This window comes from Streptomyces mesophilus, assembly GCF_011044995.1.
GTDB lineage: Bacteria > Actinomycetota > Actinomycetes > Streptomycetales > Streptomycetaceae > Streptomyces > Streptomyces mesophilus.
On the sequence record NZ_JAAKZW010000027.1, the window covers coordinates 19,030 to 41,176 of the forward strand.

The following is a 22,147-nucleotide window of genomic DNA, read 5'->3' on the forward strand; positions in this document are numbered from 1 at the left end:
ATCACGACCCCTCCATGGGGGCGGGCTCCGCCGTACGGAGCCGGCGGCGCCACTCCCGTACGCCGAAGAAGGCCCCGACCGCGGCCACCACCCCGGTCAGCACAGCCCAGTCCGGCACCGCGTCGCCCACGCGGCGGGCCCACTGCTCGACCGTGAACGAGGAGTCCACGGAGAGGAGTCCGGGCAGGGCCGTCGTGCCGTCGAAGGCGAGGAACAGGGTGCCGAGGAGGATGAAGAAGAGGCCCGAGGCCAGCGAGGTGGTGTGCAACGAGAGGCGGCCGAGGCGGAGTTCACGGCCGCGAAGCCAGCGCCGCCGGCCGAGCGAGAAGCGGTCCCACAGCAGGGCCAGGACGAAGAGCGGGGCCGCCATGCCCAGGGCGTACACGGCGAGCAGCGCACCGCCGTACGCCGGATTGCCGCCAAGGGCCGCCACCGTGAGGACGCTGCCCAGGATCGGGCCCGCGCAGAAGCCCGCGAGTCCGTAGACCGCGCCGAGCGCGTACACGGAGAGCGCGGAGGTGGGCCGGATCCGGCCGGACAGCTCCGCCATGCGGCGCGAGGCGAAGCCGAGGCCCAGGATCTGCAGCACGCCGAGCGCGATGATCAGCCAGCCGCCGAGCTGCACGAGCAGATCGCGGTTGCCGTAGAAGAAGCGGCCCGCGTACGAGCCCGCCGCGCCCAGCGGCACCAAGGTGGTCGCCAGGCCGAGGTAGAAGATGCCCGTGCGGGCCAGGAGCCGGCCGGTGCTGTCGATCGTGTACGCGAAGAAGGCGGGCAGGAGCAGCGCGCTGCACGGGCTCAGGAGCGCGAGGAGGCCCCCGAGGAAGGCGGCCGAGTAGCCGATGTCCGCCGTCACTTGGGGTCCCGGGCGGCAGCGGTGAGCGCCTCGTCGATCGCCTGCGTGAAGGTCTCGGCGGGCTGCGCGCCCGCGATCGGGCGGCCGTTGACGAGGAAGGAGGGCGTCGAGGCCGCACCCAGACCGTAGGCCTCCTCCTGGTCGCGGGCCACGGCCTTGCGGGCCTCGCCGCTCGCCGCATCCCGTACGAAACGGTCCACGTCCGCGACGCCCGCCTGCTCGGCCAGGGCCTTCAGGCGGTCCGCACCGAACCCCTTCTCCTTCGCGTCCTCCTCGTACGCCGCCGCGTGGAACTCCCAGAAGCGGCCCTGCTGCCCGGCGGCCCAGGCGCCCCGCGCCGCCGCTTCCGACTCCTCGCCGAAGATCGGGAAGTTGCGCCACTCGATCCGCAGCTTCCCCGCGTCCACGTACTTCTTCACCAGCTCCGGCTCGGTGTCCCGCGCGAACTTGCCGCAGAAGCCGCACTTGAAGTCCGCGTACTCGATCATCACGACGGGTGCGTCGGCACGCCCCTGCGCGAGCGGGTCCTTCGCGTCGCGCCGCGCGAGCTTCGCCAGTTGTGTGTACGTGTCGTCCTGCTCGGGGGCGGATTCGGGCGTGGATACGTCGGCCACCGCGTCCCGACCGGACGGGCCGGAGGCCGCCTCCGGCTTGGTCGCCGTGTACGAGAACCAGCCGAAGAGCAGCGCGGCGGCGACCACACCGGCGCCGATGGCCGGGCCCCGCCGCTTCGCAGCGGGCTGGGCAGTGGCGGTCGTGTCGGTCTTGGACATGCGTTCTCCCGTAAGGAAAGAGAAGTCGAAAGAAGGGTGTGCAGCGAGGACGCCGCCGGGCCGGTGCGAACGTGGCACGCAGTGGCCGTGGGCGGCGGTGCGCTGCTACACGCGCAGCACGGAGAGGGTTACGGGAGTGGGTGGATCACCTGGCGGCGTACGGCGCTCGGGAGTCACGGAGAGGAAGGCACCGTCGAGGGCGCAGACGCCGCCCACCGCAGGCAGGGGCGCGGGCACCAGCTCGGCCGCCGCGCCGCCGCGTGAGGGCGCCGACGGCTGCGAACCCTGTTCGCCCCCCTGGCCCTTGCCGCAGCCGACCCCGCCGTCCTGGTCGACGGCCACGACGTCCGCGCGGGCCACCGAGGCGGCACCGCCCGAGGACGCGGCGCTTTGACCGGCCGCGCACAGCACGCCCACCACTGCGAGCAGCAGGCTCAGCAGCAGCGCCGCCGACGAGCGGCGGCTTGCAGCGGCGAAGGACATGCGGACCATAGTGCCCTACCGGGGCACACGGGACAGAAATGCGTTCGCCACCGCCGAGGCCCGGGTGAGATCCTGGAATCCGTATGTCTACTTCCTTCGACGATCTCGCAGCCCTCCTCGGCGAGAGTTCGCTCCGCGACGCCCACCGCCTCGGCCGCCGGCTCGAGGGGGCCCGCCGTATCCGCAAGCCCGAGGCGCGTCAGGCAGTGCTCGACGAGATCGCCGGCGAGGCCGAGAAGTCGGCTGCCCGCATACGGGAGCGGCGGGCCGCGCTGCCGGCGATCACGTATCCCGGGCAGCTGCCGGTCAGCCAGAAGAAGGACGAGATCGCCGCCGCGATCCGCGATCACCAGGTGGTGATCGTCGCGGGCGAGACCGGCTCCGGAAAGACGACGCAGATCCCGAAGATCTGCATGGAGCTCGGCCGCGGCGCCCGCGGCATGATCGGCCATACGCAGCCGAGGCGTATCGCGGCCCGTACGGTCGCCGAGCGCGTGGCCGAGGAGCTGAACACCCCGCTCGGCGAGGTCGTCGGCTGGAAGGTCCGCTTCACGGACCAGGTCAGCAACTCCACGTACGTGAAGCTGATGACGGACGGCATCCTGCTCGCCGAGATCCAGACGGACCGCGAGCTGCGCGCGTACGACACGATCATCATCGACGAGGCCCACGAGCGGTCCCTCAACATCGACTTCCTGCTCGGCTATCTCGCCCAGCTGCTGCCCAAGCGCCCGGATCTGAAGGTCGTCATCACCTCGGCGACCATCGACCCGGAGCGGTTCTCCCGCCACTTCGGCGACGCCCCGATCGTCGAGGTCTCCGGCCGTACGTATCCGGTCGAGGTCCGCTACCGCCCGCTCCTCGAAGACGACAGCGAGTCCGCCGAAGGTGAAGACGGGGACCGCGACCAGATCACCGCCATCTGCGACGCCGTGGAGGAGCTCCAGGGCGAGGGCAAGGGCGACATCCTCGTCTTCCTCTCCGGGGAGCGCGAGATCCGCGATACGGCGGACGCGCTGGAGAAGAAGAAGTACAAGTTCACGGAAGTCCTCCCCCTGTACGCGCGCTTGTCGCACGCCGAACAGCACCGGGTCTTCCAGCCGCATACGGGCCGCAGGATCGTCCTCGCCACGAACGTCGCGGAGACCTCGCTCACCGTCCCCGGCATCAAGTACGTGATCGACCCGGGCACCGCCCGCATCTCGCGCTACAGCCACCGCACCAAGGTCCAGCGCCTGCCCATCGAGGCGGTCTCCCAGGCCAGCGCGAATCAGCGCAAGGGCCGCTGCGGCCGTACGTCCGACGGCATCTGCATCCGGCTGTACTCCGAGGAGGACTTCGAGTCCCGCCCGGAGTTCACGGATGCCGAGATCCTCCGGACGAACCTGGCCTCCGTCATCCTTCAGATGACCGCGGCCGGCCTCGGCGACATCGAGAAGTTCCCCTTCATCGACCCGCCGGACCACCGCAACATCCGCGACGGCGTCCAACTCCTGCAGGAACTGCACGCGTTGGACCCCACGCAGAAGGACGTCCGCAATCGTCTGACGCCGATGGGCCGCAAGCTCGCCCAGCTGCCGGTCGACCCGCGCCTGGCCCGCATGGTCGTGGAGGCCGACAAGAACGGGTGCGTACGCGAGGTCATGGTGATCGCGGCCGCCCTGTCCATCCAGGACCCGCGCGAGCGCCCGGCCGAGAAGCAGACGCAGGCGGACCAGCAGCACGCCCGGTTCAAGGACGAGACGTCCGACTTCCTCGCGTATCTGAACCTCTGGCGCTATGTCCGCGAGCAGCAGCGCGAACGCGGCTCGTCGTCCTTCCGCCGCATGTGCAAGCAGGAGTATCTGAACTTCCTGCGCATCCGCGAGTGGCAGGACATCTATACGCAGCTGCGCACGGTCGCCAAGCAGATGGGCATCCATCTCTCCGACGAGGACGCTCCCGCCGCCGACCAGCAGGTCCACGTCTCGCTCCTCGCCGGCCTCCTCTCCCATATCGGGATGAAGGATGTGAAGGACGGCGCGAAGAACGAGTATCTGGGCGCCCGCAGCGCCAAGTTCGCGATCTTCCCGGGCTCGGCGCTCTTCAAGAAGGCCCCGCGCTTCGTGATGTCCGCGGAGCTGGTGGAGACCTCGCGTCTGTGGGCGCGGGTCAACGCGAAGATCGAGCCCGAGTGGATCGAGCCGCTCGCCGAGCACCTGGTCAAGCGCACCTACTCCGAGCCGCACTGGGAGAAGGACCAGGCCGCGGTGATGGCGTACGAGAAGGTGACGCTGTACGGCGTCCCGATCGTCACCGAGCGCAAGGTGAACTACGGGCGGATCGACGCGGAGGTCAGCCGCGAGCTGTTCATCCGCAACGCCCTGGTCGAGGGCGACTGGCGTACGCACCACAAGTTCTTCGCCGACAACCGCCGGCTCCTGACCGAGGTCGAGGAGCTGGAGCACCGGGCCCGGCGCCGCGACATCATGGTCGACGACGACACCCTCTTCGACTTCTACGACGAGCGCGTGCCCGACCACGTGGTCTCCGGCGCGCACTTCGACTCCTGGTGGAAGCAGACGAAGCGCGAGGAGCCCGAGCTGCTCGACTTCGAGCGCTCGATGCTGATCCGCGAGTCGGCGGAGGCCGTCACCAAGGACGACTATCCGGACTCCTGGCGGCAGGGGCAGCTGAAGTTCCGGGTGACGTACCAGTTCGAGCCGGGCGCGGACGCGGACGGTGTGACCGTCCACATCCCGCTGCAGGTCCTCAACCAGGTCACCGACGAGGGCTTCGACTGGCAGATCCCGGGTCTGCGGGAGGACGTGGTCACCGAGCTGATCAGGTCGCTCCCCAAGCCGATCCGCCGCCATTACGTACCGGCGCCGAACTATGCGAAGGCGTTCCTCGATCGGGCGACCCCGCTTCAGGAGCCGCTCCCGGTCACGCTGGCCCGTGAGCTGAAGGGGATGGTCGGCGTCCCGGTCACGGCCGAGGACTTCGATCTCACCCGCGTACCGGACCACTTGAAGATCACGTTCCGGATCGTCGACGAACGCCGCAAGAAGCTCGCCGAGGCCAAGGACCTGGAGGCGCTCCGGCTCCAGCTCAAGCCGAAGGCGCGGCAGGCCATCTCCAAGGCGGCCGCCGCGACGGCCGAGCGCTCCGGTGGCGAGGCGATCGAGCGGTCCGGTCTGACGGACTGGACGATCGGCACGCTCACGAAGGTCTTCGAGACCCGCCGGGCGGGCCAGCCCGTGAAGGCGTATCCCGCCCTGGTCGACGCGGGCTCCGCCGTGGATGTACGGCTCTTCGACACCGAGGCCGAACAGCAGGCGGCCATGTGGAAGGGCACCCGTCGCCTGATCCTCCTCAACATCCCGGTGAACGTCTCGAAGTTCGCCTCCGGCAAGCTGACGAACCAGCAGAAGCTCACGCTCTCCGCCAGCCCGCACGGCTCGATCCAGGCACTCGTCGACGACTGCGTGACGGCCGCCGCGGACAAGCTGATCGCCGACTTCGGCGGCCCGGCCTGGGACGAGGAGTCCTACCGGAAGCTGTACGAGAAGGTCCGTGCCGACATCGTGGACGCCACCGTGCACACGGTCGGCCAGGTGCAGCAGGTCCTCGCCGCCTGGCAGGCCTGCGAGCGCCGCCTGAAGTCCACGAAGAGCGCGGCGCTGCTGCCCAACCTCCAGGACGTACGGAGGCAGTTGGACGCCCTCGTGAAGCCGGGCTTCGTGACGGCGACCGGGCTGCGGCGCCTGCCCGACGTGATGCGCTATCTCGTCGCGGCCGACCGCCGGCTGCAGCAGATGCCCACGTCCGTGCAGCGGGACACCTCGCGCATGGAGAAGGTGCACGAGATGCAGGACGAGTACGCCTGGCTCCTGGAGCAGCTGCCGCAGGGGCGCCCCGTGCCCCAGGAGGTCCTGGAGATCCGCTGGATGATCGAGGAACTCCGCGTCAGCTACTTCGCCCACGCCCTCGGCACCGCGTACCCGATCTCCGACAAACGCATCGTGAAGGCGGTGGACGCGGCGGTGCCGGGAGCGGCTCGCTGAGCGTGCGCGTCCCCCGGCACCTGTCGCCTCACTTCACGGGCAGGGCCCGCAGCACGGTCTGCTCGACCGTGTTCCCCTTCGCGTCCCGCGCCGCCACCTTCAGGGCGACGAAGGAGCCCGCCTCCAGCTTGTGCCCAGGGATCGTGAACTCCCCGTCAGACAGCCGGGCTCGGGTCCAGGTCGCGCCACCGTCGAGGGAGTACGCGGCCGCTGTCGAGGCGATCAGCCGGGTCGCCGGACTGTCCACGTCGACCTCGAGAGTCAGCGGCCGCCCGGCCGGCGCCCGGTTCGCACCGTCCGTGCCCTCGGCCTCGTACGACACGCTCAGGAGCGGCAGTTCGGCGAGCTCGCCGCCGGCTGTGAACTCCCAGGCGGTGGTGGTGCGCCCGCCCAGGCCGTACAGCTCACCCGAGTCGCGCGAGCGCACCAGGCGGTAGCGGGCACTCTCCGGGCCGACGGTCGCGCCGATCTTCGTGCCGCCGCCGCGGTAGACCTCCGCGCCGTCCCGGGTCAGCACCGTGGTCGCCACCGTGTGACTCGGATAGGTGAAGTCCCGCAGATCACCGAGGTGTCCGTCGGAGTCGACCGCGTCCGAGAGCGCCGCGGTCAGCTTGCCGCCGGTGAGCGCACCGCTCGCCGCCTGCCCGAACGGGCCGCCCCACCACTCCTCGCGGTAGTGCCCGCCTACGCGGTAGGTGCGGGCGGGGTCGGGAAGGTCCAGCTCGACGCCGCTCTTCGCCCGGTGCAGATAGCGCGACCACGCGAAGCCCTCGGCGGTGACGTAGCGCGCCTGCCGCGCGGGCGCCGCCACGAACGACGGCGAGGACCAGCTCAGTCCGTACGCGTTCGTGCCGTGCGGCGTCGCCGACTCCTGGACGACCCGCTCCTCGTTCAGAGCGCGGTAGTCGGTCTCTATGCGCGCGAGCTGCCCGATCTCCCACCGGCCGAGCCGGTGTTCGGCCGTCGCGGGCACCCCCTCACGGATGTACGCGAGGTCGTACATCGACTTCGTGTCACCCGCGCGGTTGTCGCTGCCCGCGTCCGCGAGCCGCCAGTGCTCCGTCAAGAACAGCGTCCCCGCGGCGGCCTGCCGCTGCGGCACCGCCCGGAAGGCACCCTTCGCGAACTGCCCGTACGCACCACCGGCGTTGATCCCCAGGATCACACCGTTGTCGCCCTTCTCATTGCGTCGTACGAGATTGAGCACGGCCAGCTCCTCTCGCGAGCCCCGGTCCCGCAGCGAGGCCCCCAGCGGCACCGACCCCTTCGAGGACAGCGTCACCTCGGCCTGCCCGTCGGGGACGTCCGTCGTCACGAAGTGCCGTACGCGCTCGGTGCCCGTGCCGGTGACCAACGTGGCGGACACAGCGAGTCGTCCGGCCTTGGTGGGCAGCCGTACGGTGCCGTCGGCCCCGGTCGCCCGCGACGAAGCGGCGCCCCCGGCGAGCGGTAGCGCCACGACACCCTGTCCGGCGAGCGGCGCGCCTTCGGCGTCCACGGTCTTCACCGTGATCCAGCGGGTGCGGTCCGCCTTGACCGGGACCGTGAGGCCCGGACCGTCCGTGACGGTCGCGGTGACCGCGCCCTCCCAGCCGGCTTCCGGCACCTGCGCACCGTGCACGGTGACCCTCGCCTGCGCACGACCGCCCGCGGGGACGGTGAGCGCGGCGGGTTCGACGGACACCGCGTCACCGGAGACGTCGAGGTGCAGGGTCACCGGCGCGGACCCCTTGTTCACGAACCCGAGCGAGCGCGCGGTGTCGGCCGTGGACCCCTCGATGCCCACGAAGAGATTCGACTCGTCCGGTACGACGCTCTGCGCGAGCGCGTCCGGTGCGTACGCCGTGCCCGACCCCACCGCGAAGAGACCGCCCTTGGCGGGCCGTGCCGTACCGGTGAGCAGGTGCTTGATCTCCTGGCCCGACCAGTCCGGGTGCTCACCGGCCACCAGGGCCGCGATGCCCGCGACGTGCGGGGTCGCCATCGACGTACCGGACATGGCGATGTAGTCCGGGTCGGTGCCGCCGCCCGCGATCCCGGCCGCGCGTGCGGCCACGATGTCCAGGCCCGGCCCCGCGATCTCCGGCTTCAGGCCGCCGTCACCGATGCGCGGCCCCCGGCTGGAGAACGACGTCACGGTGTCCGTGCCGTCCACGGCCCCGACGGTCAGCGCCTTGTCGGCCGTGCCCGGCGCGGACACGGAACCCAGCGCGGGACCGGTGTTGCCCGCGGCCACGACGAAGAGCGTCCCGTACTGCTCGCTCAGCTCGTTCAGCGCCAGCGATGTCGCGTCCGTACCGTCCGTGGGCCCGGCGCCGAGCGACATGTTGACGACCTTGGCACCCTTCTCCGCCGCCCACTCCATGCCCGCGATCGCCCAGGACAGATCGCCCCGCCCGTCGTCCCCGAGCACCTTCCCGATCAACAGCTTCGCGCCCGGCGCGACCCCCTTGCGCTTCCCCTGCGCGAGCGCTCCCGTCCCGGCGACGGTCGAGGCGACGTGCGTGCCGTGCCCCTTCTTGTCGTCCGTCGACCCCGACCCGGAGAAGTCCACGGCCTCGACGATCTGCCCCGCCAGATCCTTGTGCGTGGCGTCGACCCCGGTGTCGAGCACGGCGACCGTCGCCCCACTGCCCTCGGCGCCCTGCGCCCACGCCCGGTCGGCGCCGATCTGGGTGAGGTTCCGGTCGAGGTCGGCGGCGCGCGTCTTGGCGTCCAGCCAGATCCGCCGCACACCCTCCGGCCTGCCTGCGGCCAGCCGCTCGCCGAGCTCGTCGGCCGCGTCCTTGTCGAGACGCACGGCCTCGGCGTCGATCGAATCCAGCTTCCTCACGGTCCGGGTGCCGTCCAGGCCCTCGCCCTGGACGATCAGCGGCAGGGTCGCGCGCCGCCCGTCGTCGAGCCCGTCGGCCACGAGCCGGGTGACGTTGAACAGCTCCCGGTCGAGCACCTTGCCGGTGAGGTCCGCGACATCGCTCGGCACGATGTACGTCGAGCCGTTCAGGGTCGTCCGCTCGAATACGACACCCTCACGCCCACCGTCGGCCGGCTCCACGCTGTACGTGGGCTCCGCGCCGCCCGACTCCAGGATCCGTATCCGGTCGCCGGTCACGAGCGTGACGGTCTTCTCGTCCGCCCCCGCGTGTGCCGTACCCGCGGAGGCCGTGGCCCCGGCGGGTCCCGCCAGGGTGAGGGGCACCGCGAGCACCGCGACCAGACCGGCCGCCAGCGCTGTGTGCACTGCTCTTGTCTTCATCCGAGGCATTCAACTCAGCGCAGTTACTGGCGTATTACCGGACCGGACCGCGCCAGGTCGCTCGCTCCGTGACCGCCCCTGGCCGCCGCTGGAAAAGCCGGTTCGACCTGGGCCCCTGACCTGCTGTACAGTCTCTTCTCGCAGCGCAACGCAGAAATAAGCGCCGCGAAACCTGGTCCTGTGGAGCAGTTTGGAGTGCTCGCCACCCTGTCAAGGTGGAGGCCGCGGGTTCAAATCCCGTCAGGACCGCAGTAAGAAGGCCCGCACCGTTCGGTGCGGGCCTTCTGCGTGTCCGGGACCGGTCCTGCGTGTCCAAGACCAGCCGCACGCGGCCGAGGCCGTCTTGACGCCCGCCCCCGCCGCCGGTACTTCAACAGGGAGGCAGGAACTCCTCGTACGCCAGGAGGTGGCGCATGGCGACAACGGCGCGGCATGAGACCCGAGCGCTCCTGCGGGCCCATCTCTCGGCCGCGACCGGCTATCGCCATCTCACCCGGCACTGCGCGATCTGCCACCGGCTGCTGAGGCTCGCGATGCAGCCGGAGGGGCACGAGCCTCAGGAGGGCCAGGAGGCTCCCGAGGACGAAAGTCCCGTCAAGGGATGACCAAAGCCGATTCCGGGCACTCGTGCCCGGTGGGAAGCTGATGCCGGGTCACGGAGGTTCCTACCGGCTCCTCTACCGCAGCCACGTCATATGCCACAAGCTGCCCGACCTGTGACGGGTGTCACCGAACGGGTTTTGGGAAACCCGGAACTTACACCCCTCCTACAACAGGTCGATTTAATATGTGCAATTGCACCGCCTCGTGGGGTGCTCCGAGGCGCACTCCCCAAGCCTGAGCAGAGTCGAACAAGGCCGCTCAGCGACCGCCCGGACAGGGCGTCGAGCAGGGCTCCGAGCGCACAAAAAAGATCGCGCTGGACCCGGCGGAGTCCAGCGCGATCGACGACGTACCCGAATGTCTTGGGCAGGGCTCCCGTTGGGGCGGGGACCCGGTGTCGTATGGAGCTATATGCGGGCAGCGACCGAGTTGGGGGACCCGGTACGGCCCTTATGCGGAGCTAAGGGGTGGTTCAGGCCTCGCTGCGCTGCTGCGGAATACCCGCAAGCAGTGCGCGGACCTCAGCCTCGCGGTAACGACGGTGCCCACCCAGCGTGCGGATGGACGTGAGCTTGCCGGCCTTCGCCCAGCGCGTGACCGTCTTCGGGTCGACGCGGAACATCGTGGCGACCTCAGCCGGGGTCAGCAGCGGCTCGGCATCAGGGGTGCGAGCGGTCATGAGCGGCCTCCTCGGGAGAACCGAACCTTCTCGGTTCTTTCCTTTAAATTCTGCACCTTGACCCGCGTTGCCCGATATGGCGGACACGGGTCGAGTCGGTTATAGGACGAACGGCTTGTCCTCGGCACTACAACTACACCATCCGTCCAGCCGCGTCGGCCAAACCGATGGAATTGCCCTCTCAGGTGTCCATCAACGACGGAAGCCGATGGACCATGCCATAGCGGACAGTCACGCCATTGTGACGATCAGTCACAGCGTGATCAGAAGTCATCAGGCCCCCCAATCAGAGTGCAATGCCGAGCTTTCCGCCCCCAGTTGGGCGGATGGAGCCCTCCCCGGACTCCTTGTCCTATTTTGGCATGGAGCAAGGGGAAGGATGCAAGGGTGATGTAAGTGCGGTCCGTCACGCTTGACCCAATGGCCCGGATCGGGACCTACGTCCTCGCAGTCCTCCGACCATAGCCCCAAGCGAGATGCGCAAAAGACCCGAGAGTTAGCGAGATGTACCACTTTGGTCAGCTTGCGAACTGCATCGCGCGAACCGTCCGCCACCGTTCCATAAGTCGTGCATACGCGACACCGGCCCGCTCGCCGTCGCCCTGACGGAGCGCTGCGATCCCCTCCGCGACATCCGCGGCCGAGTGGTCCTCGTCGAGGTGGTCGGAGGGCAGGGTGTGCACGAGCCCGCCGTAGTCCAGCTCGACGAGGGAACGCGGATGGAACTCTTCGAGCCACCGCCCGACATCCATCAGACCGTCGATCAACGGCCCCTCCTCGAGGGTGTCGCGCAGCGTCTTCAACGCCCGCGCGACCCGTCGGCGGGCCTGCACCATCGGGGTGCGGTAGCGCAGCAGGGGCGCGCCTTCGCCCGCGCCCGCCTCCTCCTCGGGCGCCGGCTTCTCCTCGTACAGCCGCTCCTCGTCGGTGAAGAGGACGAACCAGCTCAGCGGGACATGCCAGGTGGCGGAGCGGATCCAGGGGCGGGCGTCCGGGTTGCGCTCGAGCCAGGACTCGTAGTCGGAGGCCGTCTGCCGGCGCACCACGGGCGGCAGGACCGCGTCCAGTACGGGCTTCGGCAGCTGCTCGTCCAGTGCGCCGAGCGCCTGCCAACCGCGCAGCCGGGTGCGCCAGGGGCACACGCACAGCACCCCGTCCACGTACGCGACGAAGGCGTCACTGCTCTCGTGCACCGGGACCGGGACGGGCGGGGTCGGCACCAAGTCCCTCAGTGAGCGGCGGAGTTCGTCCTGGTACGAGGGGCGCACCTCGCGCTCCGCGTACCGCACCCAGTGGGTGCGCTCGGGCTCGGGGAACGCGGCCAGCGGCTCGTACACGCGCAGATAGGACGCGTAGGGGACACACACCGCCGAAGCCTTGGCCACGCCTGCTCCCCTCCCCTGCGGTTCACCTCGGAAACCCCGCCGAGGACCCTCGGAACTTGTTCCGAATCGTCCCACGGCCCTCCTTCACGAGAGAGTGATCCGCGGCACTCCGGTGCTGGGCGGGCCCGACAGGTCTTAATCTGCTGTGCAACGGCCTCCCCACCCACAGGAAGCCGCTCCAACCGCCGCAATATCCATGGGAGTCACCACCGTGACCGAAGTGACCGGCGCCCCTGCCGACGTGCTGCACACCCTGTTCCACTCCGACCAGGGCGGCCATGAGCAGGTAGTGCTCTGCCAGGACCGAGTGAGCGGCCTCAAGGCCGTCATCGCCCTCCACTCCACCGCTCTGGGCCCCGCCCTCGGCGGCACCCGTTTCTACCCGTACGCGAGCGAGGCCGAGGCCGTCGCCGACGCGCTGAACCTCGCACGCGGGATGTCGTACAAGAACGCCATGGCCGGACTCGACCACGGCGGCGGCAAGGCCGTGATCATCGGGGACCCCGAGAAGATCAAGAGCGAGGAACTGCTGCTCGCCTACGGCCGTTTCGTCGCCTCCCTCGGCGGCCGCTATGTGACGGCCTGCGATGTCGGTACGTACGTCGCCGACATGGACGTGGTCGCACGCGAGTGCCGCTGGACCACCGGCCGCTCCCCCGAGAACGGCGGCGCGGGCGACTCCTCCGTGCTCACCGCCTTCGGCGTCTACCAGGGCATGCGCGCCAGCGCCCAGCACCTGTGGGGCGACCCGTCGCTGCGCGGCCGCAAGGTCGGTGTCGCCGGCGTCGGCAAGGTCGGTCACCACCTCGTCGAGCACCTGGTCTCCGAAGGCGCCGAGATCGTCATCACGGACGTCCGCGAGGAATCCGTACAGCGGATTCTGGACAAGCACCCGGGGGTCGTGACCTCGGTCGCCGACACCGACGAGCTGGTCCGCGTGGAGGGCCTCGACATCTACGCCCCGTGTGCGCTGGGCGGCGCCCTCAACGACGTCTCCGTGCCGATGCTCACCGCGAAGATCGTCTGCGGTGCGGCCAACAACCAGCTCGAGCACCCGGGTGTGGAGAAGGACCTCGCGGACCGCGGCATCCTCTATGCCCCCGACTACGTGGTGAACGCCGGCGGCGTGATCCAGGTCGCCGACGAGCTGCACGGTTTCGACTTCGACCGCTGCAAGGCCAAGGCCTCGAAGATCTACGACACGACGCTGGCCATCTTCGACCGCGCCAAGGCGGACGGCATCCCGCCGGCCGCGGCGGCGGACCGGATCGCGGAGCAGCGGATGGCGGAGGCCCGCGCCGCACGGCGCGCGGTCTGAGCCAAGGCCAAGCGCTGACCTGAGCGAGAGCTTGGTGCAGGCCTGAGCAAGGGCTCGGCGCTTGGCCTGAATGTGTGCGATTCGGCGGGTCCTGGACGCCTTCTGTTCGGGACCCGTCCATGTCATCGGGGAGACAAGGCTCACGCTCGTCGGCGGGTCGCGCGTCCAGAACAGGTTAAAATCGGGGCTGACCAGCGAGGACGGGGCTCTTCGCAGGTCCTCGTAGCAGGCGCGTCCTGTGGGCGGCGTACCGTATGGGCGCTGAAGCAGGTACCGTTGAAGCCCTACGGCACGGTCTCTCCACGGAGAGTCCGTTCCTGATCATGAACGCGTGTCAAGACTCTGGGGCCAGTGCGCCCCATATCCAAGGGGGTCGAGCCATGGGGCGCGGCCGGGCAAAGGCCAAGCAGACGAAGGTCGCCCGCCAGCTGAAGTACAGCAGCGGCGGGACTGACCTGTCGCGTCTGGCCAACGAGCTGGGCGCTTCTACTTCGCAGCAGCCGCCGAATGGCGAGCCGCTCGAAGATGATGACGAGGAAGACGACCCGTACGCCCAGTACGCGGATCTGTACAACGACGACGAGGATGAGGACGAAGAGTCCGATCCGCCGTCGTCTCAGCGCCGCGGCGCTTGACCTCGTAAAGCGATAACAGAACCCGGTCCGGCGAAGTCTGCCGGACCGGGTTCTGTGCTGCGCTCATTTTGTGGGGGCGGCACAGGACTTGCCCGGGGGCACACACGTCGGCGCCCGCTCCTCATGAGGCATGAGGAGCGGGCGCCGTTGCGCAAGCATCAGGCGCTGTAGTCGCCGACCATCTCGGCACCCGTCGCGTGGTCGCCGCGGTCCCTGATCTCGCCCGCGACCCACGCCTCGACCCCACGGTCCGCCAGCGTCTGGACGGCCACGTCCGCGGACTCCTCCGGCACGATCGCGATCATGCCGACGCCCATGTTGAGCGTCTTCTCCAGCTCCAGGCGGTCGACCGAGCCCGCCTTGCCCACCAGGTCGAAGACCGGGTCCGGGGTCCAGGTCGAGCGGTCCACGGTGGCGTGCAGAGCGGACGGGATCACCCGGGCCAGGTTGGCCGCGAGGCCGCCGCCCGTGACGTGGCTGAACGCGTGCACCTCGGCGGTGCGGATCAGTGCCAGGCAGTCCAGGGAGTAGATCTTCGTCGGCTCGAGGAGCTCCTCGCCGAGGGTGCGGCCGAGCTCGGCCACCTCCTGCTCGAGGCGCATGCCGGCGCGGTCGAAGAGGACGTGCCGTACGAGCGAATACCCGTTGGAGTGAAGACCGGAGGACGCCATCGCAATGACGGCGTCACCCTTACGGATACGTTCCGCGCCCAGGACCTGGTCCGCCTCGACGGCGCCCGTGCCCGCGCCCGCGACGTCGAAGTCGTCCGGGCCGAGCAGACCCGGGTGCTCCGCGGTCTCGCCGCCGACGAGGGCGCAGCCCGCGAGGACACAGCCCTCGGCGATGCCCTTGACGATGGCGGCGACGCGCTCGGGGTGGACCTTGCCGACGCAGATGTAGTCGGTCATGAAGAGAGGTTCGGCGCCGCAGACCACGATGTCGTCCATGACCATCGCGACGAGGTCGTGGCCGATGGTGTCGTAGACCCCGAGCTGGCGCGCGATGTCGACCTTGGTGCCGACGCCGTCGGTGGCCGAGGCGAGGAGCGGGCGGTCGAAGCGCTTGAGCGCGGAGGCGTCGAAGAGGCCGGCGAACCCGCCGAGGCCGCCGAGACCGGTGGTCTCGGGGCGCTGCGTCTTCTTCACCCACTCCTTCATCAGCTCGACGGCGCGGTCGCCCGCTTCGATGTCGACGCCTGCTGCGGCGTAAGAGGCACCGGACGTGGTCTCAGACATTGCCTGGGATCTTTCGGTCGAGAGAGGTGAAGGTGGCTTACGGCCGGCGGATCGCGTCGGTCGCTGCCGTGGCGGCGGCGCCCGCCGCCAGTTCCGTCTCCAGAAGCTGCTTGCCGAGCAGTTCGGGGTCGGGAAGCTCCATCGGGTATTCGCCGTCGAAGCAGGCGCGGCACAGATTCGGCTTGGCGATGGTGGTCGCCTCGATCATGCCGTCGATGGAGATGTACGAGAGGGAGTCGGCCCCGAGCGACGTGGCGATCTCGTCGACCGTCATGCCGTTGGCGATGAGCTCGGCGCGGGTCGCGAAGTCGATGCCGAAGAAGCAGGGCCACTTCACGGGCGGCGACGAGATGCGGATGTGCACCTCGGCGGCGCCGGCCTCGCGGAGCATCCGTACGAGCGCGCGCTGGGTGTTGCCGCGGACGATCGAGTCATCGACGACCACCAGGCGCTTGCCCTTGATGACTTCCTTGAGCGGATTGAGCTTGAGACGGATGCCGAGCTGGCGGATCGTCTGCGAGGGCTGGATGAAGGTGCGGCCGACGTAGGCGTTCTTCACCAGGCCCGAGCCGTACGGGATGCCGCTGGCCTCGGCGTAGCCGATCGCGGCGGGCGTGCCGGACTCCGGCGTCGCTATCACCAGGTCGGCCTCGACCGGGTACTCCTTGGCGAGCTTGCGGCCCATCTCCACGCGGGAGAGGTACACGTTGCGGCCGGCGATGTCGGTGTCGGGGCGCGCGAGGTAGACGTACTCGAAGACGCAGCCCTTGGGCTTGGCCTCGGCGAAGCGGGAGGTGCGCAGACCGTTCTCGTCGATGGCGATCATCTCGCCGGGCTCGACCTCGCGGACATACGCGGCGCCGCAGATGTCGAGGGCCGCGGACTCGGAGGCCACGACCCAGCCGCGCTCGAGGCGGCCGAGGACCAGCGGGCGGATGCCCTGCGGGTCGCGGGCCGCGTACAGCGTGCCCTCGTCCATGAAGACGAGCGAGAAGGCGCCACGGACCTCGGGCAGGACCTTGGCGGCGGCTTCCTCTATGGTCAGCGGCTTGCCGTCGTCGTCCTGCTGGCCCGCGAGGAGCGCGGTGACCAGGTCGGTGTCGTTGGTCGCGGCGACCTTGACGGAGCGGCTGCTGTGGTCCTGGGGCAGGTCGGCGACCATCTCGGCGAGGTGGGCCGTGTTGACCAGGTTGCCGTTGTGGCCGAGCGCGATCGAGCCGTGCGCGGTGGCGCGGAAGGTCGGCTGTGCGTTCTCCCACACCGAGGCACCGGTCGTCGAATAGCGGGCGTGACCGACCGCGATATGACCCTGGAGCGAACCGAGGGAGGTCTCGTCGAAGACCTGGGACACGAGGCCCATGTCCTTGAAGACGAGGATCTGGGAACCATTGCTGACCGCGATTCCCGCGGACTCCTGGCCCCTGTGTTGGAGGGCGTAAAGCCCGAAGTAAGTGAGTTTGGCGACCTCTTCGCCGGGAGCCCAGACACCGAAGACGCCGCAAGCGTCCTGGGGGCCTTTCTCGCCGGGGAGCAGATCATGACTGAGTCGACCGTCACCACGTGGCACGCCCACGAGTGTAGGCGAGATCGACCCATGCTCCGAATGCGGTACCCCTGGATCTTCGTACGAACGTACGGGAAGCCCCCCGGACGTGGGACGTTCGGGGGGCTGCTCGTGGGTGACTCGAAACCGGGTCAGCCCTACTTGAAGGTCTCGTAGGGGTACGCGTAGTCGGGGTACGAGTACGGCGACACGGACGTCTCCGGCAGCTCGGGAGCCTCGGCCATCTCAGGCATCTCGGGCAGCTTGGACTCGAAGGTGAACGAAGGCTCCGCCTGGGAGCCGGTCCCGCTGCCCGCCCGGTCCGCGGTCGCCGTCGGGGTCGGTACCGCACTGGCCGTCGGCGACGGGGGCTGCGAGACGGGGGGCTGCGAGGCCGGCGGCTGACCGCCGCCGAGCAGGCCGCCGAGGATGCCGTCGACCGTGCCGAGCAGGCCGCCCTCGATCTTGGCGCCGACGTTGGCGTCGAGCCTGAGGCCGAGGACCGCGAGCAGGTCGATGTCGTTGAGCAGCGACAGCGTCGCGTTGACGTTCAGGAGCGGGGAGCCGCCGACGAACAGGTCCACACCGAGGTCGGCGTTGAGCTTCGCGGCCACGGCGGCGTCGAGCTTGACGTCCGCGTCGAGCATCACGCTGTTCGTCTTGACGTCCACGTTGCCCTTGGTGAGCTTCGGCGCCGTGAACGTGCCGAGCTTCACCTCGGCCGAGGCCTTCGCGTCGGCGAGCGTGCCGATGATCGCGCCCGCGGTGAGGTCGGCCTTGAGGTCCTTGAGCAGGACGGCCGTCTTGGCCTTGGTGTTCACCAGGCCGAGGCAGGTCTTCGTGAGGTTCAGATTGCCCGCGACCTTGGCGTCCACGGCGGCGAGGCCGCCGGCCTGCACACCGAGGCTGAGGCCGGTCGCGAGCTGCAGCAGCTCCTGACCCTTGTCGTCCTTGGGGACCTCGCAGTCGGCGGTCAGCTGGGTCAGGATCAGGCCCTTGGCCTTGAGATCGGCGAGCAGCTTCGCGTCGAGGTCGAGCTTGACGATGCCGCCGTCGACGGGGGCGGTCTTCTCGTCGGCGTTCGCGGCGGCCGGCGGCGGTGTGGGCTCGGCGGCCGCGGTGGCGGAGGCGATGGGCAGGGCGACGGCGGTGGCCGTGAGTGCGGTGGCGAGCAGCGCGGCAGGTATGTGGTGCTTCATGCGTCTCTCTCCTTGACGGGTTGCGCAAGTACGCACAGTCGAGCCAAGGGCACGGAGAGTCACTCCGCGATTCCTGGGGGTGCGTACGGGGGACTGCGCCCCTTCCGCCCCTCCTGCCACGTCGTACGGCGGCCTGATTCTTAGCCGGGCCTTAAGCGGGCCCTAAGGCAGGGAGAGGAGGGGACCGATTCCGGCACGTGATCGCTAGCGTGCGCCGGGCACATCGGAGTTGATCGCAGTTCGCAGTCCGGAAGGATCCCCCCACATGCGCCTGTCCCCCCGCACCCTGCTGATATCGGCCACCGCCGTCGCCCTGGCCGGTATCGCCGCGCCGGCCCAGGCCGCCGACTCCCCTGAGAAGCGCCGGGTGCAGGTGGTGATGGTGAACTTCTCCGACAGCACGTTCCCGGACCCGGCGGCGACCAAGTCCCTGCTGCAGAAGTCCTACTTCGGCGAGAGCAAGTCGCTGACCTCGTACTACAACGAGGTGACCCGGGGAGCGACGACCTTCGAGGCGGCCGGTGGAGGCATTCTCGACCCGATCGAGCTGCCCATGTCGGCGGCCGGCTGCGACAGCTCGAAGATCTCCGACCTGACGTACCAGGCGCTGGAGAAGAAGGGCATCACCGAGGAGGACTACGAGCACGTCTCGATCGTCTTCCCGAACCAGAAGACCGACTGCGACTATCTCGCGCTCGGTTCGGTCGGCGGCGGCACGACGTGGATGCCGATCGACGGCGCGGAGATCTCGATGACGGCCCTGGTGCACGAGTTCGGGCACAACTTCGGCTACAGCCACCAGCTGCGCGAGCGCTGCACCTCCGCCGACCTCGCGAGCTGCAAGGCGAGCGAGGACACCAGCCACAAGACGCCGATGGGCGGCGGCGGTTGGGCCGCCGGGCTCACGGCGCCCGAGCTGATCCACAGCAAGTGGCTGTCCGGCGACGAGGCGGTCAAGGTCGCCAAGTCCGGTACGTACACGGTGCGTTCGCTGTACGGGAGCGGCGCCGGGGTGCGCGCCCTGGACATTCCGCTCGGCGAGGACCGTCTGGTGGTCGAGGTGCGCGGCGCGTCGGGGACGGTGGACGGGCGGATCTCGGGTGTGCACGCGTACCGGGCGCCGAAGGGCGACTACGCCGAAGCGGCCCTGGTGGACACCACGGACGCCGACCACTGGTCCGACAAGGGCGCGGCGGACGCGGACGCGCTGGCCGCGGGCACGACGCTGACCGACGCGGGCGAGAAGGTGTCCGTGAAGGTCCTCGCGTCGGGCGACGGCAAGGCGACGGTCGCGGTGAGCCTGGACGGCGTACCGGCTCCGGCCGAGGCGCCCGCGGAGAAGCCCGCGCAGGAGACCTCCTCAGGAGACTCCGCGCAGCAGCCCACGGAGAAGCCCGCCTCGGGTGCCGAGGTCCAGACCGAGAGCGAGCAGCCCGCCGCCCCGGCCTCCGATGACGACGAACTCGCCGAGACCGGGGCCGAGTCGGACACCGCCGTCCCCGTGGCCGCGGGTGGTGCGCTGCTGCTCGCGCTGGGCGCGGTCTTCGCGGCGCGCGGCCGTCGTCGCGCCGCTACTGCCCGCTCGGGGCGGCATTCGCGCTGATTCCGCTGCCGCCCTTGGTCAGGGTCAGCGCGCGGTGCGTGACCTTGTAGTCGACCGTGCCGTCGAAGAGCTGGAGCAGCGCGCGCTCCGTCTTCATCTGGGCGTCCGGACACATCTTGCGGGTGGTGCCGGCCGGGCCGAGGGCGATGGTGCCGTTCTTGTGGACGGTGGCCTTGGCGTTGACGTTGTTGCAGCCCAGGTTGCCGGTCACGCGGCCGTCCTTGCCGAAGGTCAGATGCGCTTTCGCGTCCTTCGGCAGGGACGCCGCCGTGTCCCCCTTGAGCACCGCGGTGACCTGCCACTTCGTGCCGGTCAGCGGCGCGGGCTCGACGCGCTCGAGCGTGATGGAGTCGCCCTTGGCGCCGGTCAGTTCGACCTTGTCGCCGTTCGCCTTCGCCTTGAGCTCGCCCTCGAACACGGAGAACGCGCGGTCCTCGAAGTCGTCACCGCAGTACATCTCGGTCCGCGCGAGCGAGCCCACCTTGACCGTGCCGCCGGTGAGATCGACCTTGCCGGAGAAGGAGTTGCAGCCGAAGGTCCCCTGGACCCGGCCGTCCTTCGAGATCTCGAAGTACGCCCCGCCACGCGGCGGCTGCGCCTTCTTGCCGCCGACGGTGAGGCTCTCGACGCCCCACTGGACGCCGGTGAGCTCGGGTCCGGTCGCGACGGAGGTCTGCCCGGAGCCCGCGCCGCCGCCCCCGGTGGCCTTCTCGTCACCGCAGGCGGCGAGCAGTCCGAGCGCGGCGAGCGCGGCTGCGGAGCTGATCACTGCCTTGTGTGTTCCTCGCTGGGTGTACATGCCGATGTGACGGGCGAGGTGGGGGTGTCGGTTCCCCTCGGTTCCCCTCGGTTCACGAGCGAGGGGAACTCAGCTCATGACCGGCAGGAGGGCCGACAGATCGGCCCGCTCCCCACTGGCGGCGACCTTGGCCTCCCTCACGGCGGTCGCCCACTCCGTACGCCCCGTCGCGAGCCGCACCCAGGTCAGCGGATCCGTCTCGACGACATTGGGCGGGGTGCCGCGCGTGTGCCGGGGCCCCTCGATGCACTGCACGACGGCATACGGAGGGATACGGACTTCCGTGGAAGCACCCGGCGCCTTGGCGGCGAGGGTGTCCGCGAGGAAGCGGGTGCAGGCGGCGAGGGCCTGGCGCTGCATCGGGGTCTCGATGCCGGCGGCACGGTTCAAGTCGTCGGTGTGGACGATGAGTTCGACGGTCCGCGTGACCATGAGGTCGTCCAGGGTCATCGCGCCGATCCGCATCTGGACGAGCCGTCCGGCGGGTGCGGCGTCGAGCAGCGCCGTGACCCGGTCGGCGAGCTCCCCGAACCAGGCGTCGAGATCCTTGTGCTCCGCGGCGAGCGCCTGAGCGGTCTCGACCACGGACTGCGCGTACGGGGCGCCGACGGACGGATACCGTTCGAGCGACAGCTCGGCCCGCTTCGGCTCCTCGGCCTCGAGACACCGCACGACGGCGTACATCGTCATCCCGATATGCGCCACGAGCTCCCGCACGGTCCACGGCACCAGATGCGTCGCCCGCGCCAACTGCTCCTCGCCCAGCCCATGTACGGCCTCTCGCACGGTCGCGAACTGGGCGAGCACGGCGGCGCGGGTCTTGGCGGGGTCGTAGGTGCGGGGACGCTTCTTGGCGGGGGGCATGACCGCGAGCCTAGGTCAGCTCGCGCTCGTCCTGCACCGTGAACCGCTCCCCGTTGACAGGTACGCCCACGCCGCGCCAGGTGAACGGGAGGCCTCGGGCCGTGGTCAGGTCCGGGGTGTCCATCAGCTGGAAGTGGACGTGGGGCTCGGTGGAGTTGCCGGAGTTGCCGCAGCGGGCGAGCTCCTGGCCCGTGGTCACCTTGTCGCCCGTGCGCACGGCGAGCGAGCCGCGCTCGAGGTGCGCGTACAGGGCGTACGTGCCGTCGCCGAGGTCGAGGACGACGTGGTTGCCGACGACCCGGCGGGCGCCGCCCAGGGTCCGGCCGATGCTCTCGACGATCACCAAGTAGAGGAGCGCGAGCAGGGAGTTGCGGCTGAGGTGGTCGCGCTGGCCGTCCTCCGCGTGCACGACGGTGGCATCGGCCACGGCGAGCAGCGGTGCGCCGAAGGCCGGGAAGTCCGCGTTGGAGCGCGCCACGGGCCAGACCCAGGCGAAACCGGGCCGCTCCCGGTCCTCGGGGTCGGCCACGATGTCGATGGCGTAGGTCTGCCCGTAAGCGTGCGTGCCGTGGCTCGGCACCTTGGTCGCGGGGCTGTTCAGGGCGGACCAGCGGCCGGTGACGGGCGGATCGATCGGCACCGGGTCCTGCGGGTGGGCCGCCGTCTCCCGGTCGGCCGACCTGCGCCGAACGAAGGCGATCACGAGGATGGCGACGATCGGGAGCCAGCCGGCCCAGTACGGGTACGGCAGTTCCGTGAAGGACCCGACGACCACTTGGACGAAGACGTACAGGACGAGCAGGTACTGAAGGCGTGCGGCGAGCTTGCTCCGGCGTGCGGACATGGTCGTTCCCCCTGTGCTGGTCGGAT

At 69.9% G+C, this 22,147-nt stretch carries 17 protein-coding genes and 1 tRNA gene; 6 read left to right on the forward strand and 12 right to left on the reverse strand.

Features of this window, described 5'->3' with window-relative positions; genetic code table 11:
• Position 1 precedes the first annotated feature (1 nt).
• The 3 genes from G6045_RS10500 to G6045_RS10510 form a co-directional block, all read right to left on the reverse strand.
• A complete protein-coding gene (locus G6045_RS10500) occupies positions 2–856 on the reverse strand; it encodes a cytochrome c biogenesis CcdA family protein (RefSeq protein WP_165331600.1) in 855 nt (284 codons plus the stop codon).
• Positions 853–1,629 (reverse strand): DsbA family protein, encoded by a 777-nt coding sequence (locus G6045_RS10505; protein WP_165331601.1) that lies wholly within the window; start codon positions 1,627–1,629, stop codon positions 853–855. The genes G6045_RS10500 and G6045_RS10505 overlap by 4 nt, the downstream gene beginning before the upstream one ends.
• 105 nt (positions 1,630–1,734) lie before the next feature.
• Positions 1,735–2,112, reverse strand: coding sequence for a hypothetical protein (locus G6045_RS10510; protein ID WP_165331602.1), 378 nt, complete (start codon positions 2,110–2,112; stop codon positions 1,735–1,737).
• A gap of 83 nt (positions 2,113–2,195) precedes the next feature.
• On the opposite strand from G6045_RS10510, the gene hrpA reads away from it, so the two are divergent.
• Positions 2,196–6,158 (forward strand): ATP-dependent RNA helicase HrpA, encoded by a 3,963-nt coding sequence (hrpA, locus tag G6045_RS10515; protein ID WP_165331603.1) that lies wholly within the window; start codon positions 2,196–2,198, stop codon positions 6,156–6,158.
• Between the two features lie 28 nt (positions 6,159–6,186).
• Here the strand turns inward: hrpA and G6045_RS10520 are convergent, their stop codons facing one another.
• The gene (locus G6045_RS10520) at positions 6,187–9,414 is read right to left on the reverse strand and encodes a S8 family peptidase (RefSeq protein ID WP_165331604.1); all 3,228 of its coding nucleotides are present in this window, start codon (positions 9,412–9,414) and stop codon (positions 6,187–6,189) included.
• 174 nt (positions 9,415–9,588) lie between these two features.
• Between G6045_RS10520 and G6045_RS10525 the strand changes: the two genes are divergently transcribed.
• Positions 9,589–9,663, forward strand: a tRNA-Asp gene (locus tag G6045_RS10525).
• Positions 9,664–9,827: 164 nt separating this feature from the next.
• The gene (locus G6045_RS10530; RefSeq protein WP_165331605.1) at positions 9,828–10,019 is read left to right on the forward strand and encodes a DUF6274 family protein; all 192 of its coding nucleotides are present in this window, start codon (positions 9,828–9,830) and stop codon (positions 10,017–10,019) included.
• A gap of 470 nt (positions 10,020–10,489) precedes the next feature.
• On the opposite strand, the gene bldC is transcribed toward G6045_RS10530, so the two are convergent.
• Together bldC and G6045_RS10540 are read right to left on the reverse strand one after the other, a co-directional pair.
• Positions 10,490–10,696, reverse strand: a complete 207-nt coding sequence (gene bldC, locus G6045_RS10535; protein WP_003949541.1) for a developmental transcriptional regulator BldC — start codon at positions 10,694–10,696, stop codon at positions 10,490–10,492.
• A 518-nt stretch (positions 10,697–11,214) separates the two neighbouring features.
• Entirely contained in the window at positions 11,215–12,081 is an 867-nt protein-coding gene (locus G6045_RS10540) for a hypothetical protein (RefSeq protein WP_165331606.1), read from the reverse strand.
• Positions 12,082–12,292: 211 nt separating this feature from the next.
• Here G6045_RS10540 and G6045_RS10545 point away from each other — a divergent pair, with 211 nt between their 5' ends.
• Positions 12,293–13,399: a Leu/Phe/Val dehydrogenase gene (locus G6045_RS10545; RefSeq protein ID WP_165331607.1), complete on the forward strand. Its 1,107-nt coding sequence runs from the start codon at positions 12,293–12,295 to the stop codon at positions 13,397–13,399.
• Positions 13,400–13,779: 380 nt separating this feature from the next.
• Positions 13,780–14,034 (forward strand): DUF3073 domain-containing protein, encoded by a 255-nt coding sequence (locus G6045_RS10550; RefSeq protein ID WP_165331608.1) that lies wholly within the window; start codon positions 13,780–13,782, stop codon positions 14,032–14,034.
• A 158-nt stretch (positions 14,035–14,192) separates the two neighbouring features.
• Here the strand turns inward: G6045_RS10550 and purM are convergent, their stop codons facing one another.
• The 3 genes from purM to G6045_RS10565 all read right to left on the reverse strand — a co-directional run bounded on the left by purM (position 14,193) and on the right by G6045_RS10565 (position 18,011).
• Positions 14,193–15,269: a phosphoribosylformylglycinamidine cyclo-ligase gene (gene purM / locus G6045_RS10555; RefSeq protein ID WP_165331609.1), complete on the reverse strand. Its 1,077-nt coding sequence runs from the start codon at positions 15,267–15,269 to the stop codon at positions 14,193–14,195.
• Positions 15,270–15,306: 37 nt separating this feature from the next.
• A complete protein-coding gene (gene purF / locus G6045_RS10560) occupies positions 15,307–16,836 on the reverse strand; it encodes an amidophosphoribosyltransferase (protein WP_165331610.1) in 1,530 nt (509 codons plus the stop codon).
• 134 nt (positions 16,837–16,970) lie between these two features.
• Positions 16,971–18,011: a hypothetical protein gene (locus tag G6045_RS10565; protein WP_165331611.1), complete on the reverse strand. Its 1,041-nt coding sequence runs from the start codon at positions 18,009–18,011 to the stop codon at positions 16,971–16,973.
• 265 nt (positions 18,012–18,276) lie between these two features.
• Between G6045_RS10565 and G6045_RS41375 the strand changes: the two genes are divergently transcribed.
• Positions 18,277–19,614 (forward strand): LPXTG cell wall anchor domain-containing protein, encoded by a 1,338-nt coding sequence (locus tag G6045_RS41375; RefSeq protein WP_165331612.1) that lies wholly within the window; start codon positions 18,277–18,279, stop codon positions 19,612–19,614.
• Here G6045_RS41375 and G6045_RS10575 read toward each other — a convergent pair.
• From G6045_RS10575 to G6045_RS10585, 3 genes are all read right to left on the reverse strand, one after another.
• Positions 19,583–20,383, reverse strand: a complete 801-nt coding sequence (locus G6045_RS10575; protein WP_165331613.1) for an META domain-containing protein — start codon at positions 20,381–20,383, stop codon at positions 19,583–19,585. The genes G6045_RS41375 and G6045_RS10575 overlap by 32 nt on opposite strands.
• A gap of 99 nt (positions 20,384–20,482) precedes the next feature.
• Positions 20,483–21,277, reverse strand: coding sequence for a maleylpyruvate isomerase family mycothiol-dependent enzyme (locus tag G6045_RS10580; RefSeq protein WP_165331614.1), 795 nt, complete (start codon positions 21,275–21,277; stop codon positions 20,483–20,485).
• 10 nt (positions 21,278–21,287) lie between these two features.
• Positions 21,288–22,121: a M23 family metallopeptidase gene (locus tag G6045_RS10585; RefSeq protein ID WP_165331615.1), complete on the reverse strand. Its 834-nt coding sequence runs from the start codon at positions 22,119–22,121 to the stop codon at positions 21,288–21,290.
• Positions 22,122–22,147 lie beyond the last annotated feature (26 nt).

Bases quoted from the DNA above. Each gene is read 5' to 3' on its own strand.
- bldC (WP_003949541.1), bottom strand. From the start codon at position 10,696: ATGACCGCTCGCACCCCTGATGCCGAGCCGCTGCTGACCCCGGCTGAG.
- G6045_RS10565 (WP_165331611.1), bottom strand. From the start codon at position 18,011: ATGAAGCACCACATACCTGCCGCGCTGCTCGCCACCGCACTCACGGCC.
- G6045_RS10585 (WP_165331615.1), bottom strand. From the start codon at position 22,121: ATGTCCGCACGCCGGAGCAAGCTCGCCGCACGCCTTCAGTACCTGCTC.
- G6045_RS10520 (WP_165331604.1), bottom strand. From the start codon at position 9,414: ATGAAGACAAGAGCAGTGCACACAGCGCTGGCGGCCGGTCTGGTCGCG.
- G6045_RS10580 (WP_165331614.1), bottom strand. From the start codon at position 21,277: ATGCCCCCCGCCAAGAAGCGTCCCCGCACCTACGACCCCGCCAAGACC.
- G6045_RS10505 (WP_165331601.1), bottom strand. From the start codon at position 1,629: ATGTCCAAGACCGACACGACCGCCACTGCCCAGCCCGCTGCGAAGCGG.
- hrpA (WP_165331603.1), top strand. From the start codon at position 2,196: ATGTCTACTTCCTTCGACGATCTCGCAGCCCTCCTCGGCGAGAGTTCG.
- purM (WP_165331609.1), bottom strand. From the start codon at position 15,269: ATGTCTGAGACCACGTCCGGTGCCTCTTACGCCGCAGCAGGCGTCGAC.
- G6045_RS41375 (WP_165331612.1), top strand. From the start codon at position 18,277: ATGCGCCTGTCCCCCCGCACCCTGCTGATATCGGCCACCGCCGTCGCC.
- G6045_RS10550 (WP_165331608.1), top strand. From the start codon at position 13,780: ATGGGGCGCGGCCGGGCAAAGGCCAAGCAGACGAAGGTCGCCCGCCAG.
- G6045_RS10530 (WP_165331605.1), top strand. From the start codon at position 9,828: ATGGCGACAACGGCGCGGCATGAGACCCGAGCGCTCCTGCGGGCCCAT.
- G6045_RS10510 (WP_165331602.1), bottom strand. From the start codon at position 2,112: ATGTCCTTCGCCGCTGCAAGCCGCCGCTCGTCGGCGGCGCTGCTGCTG.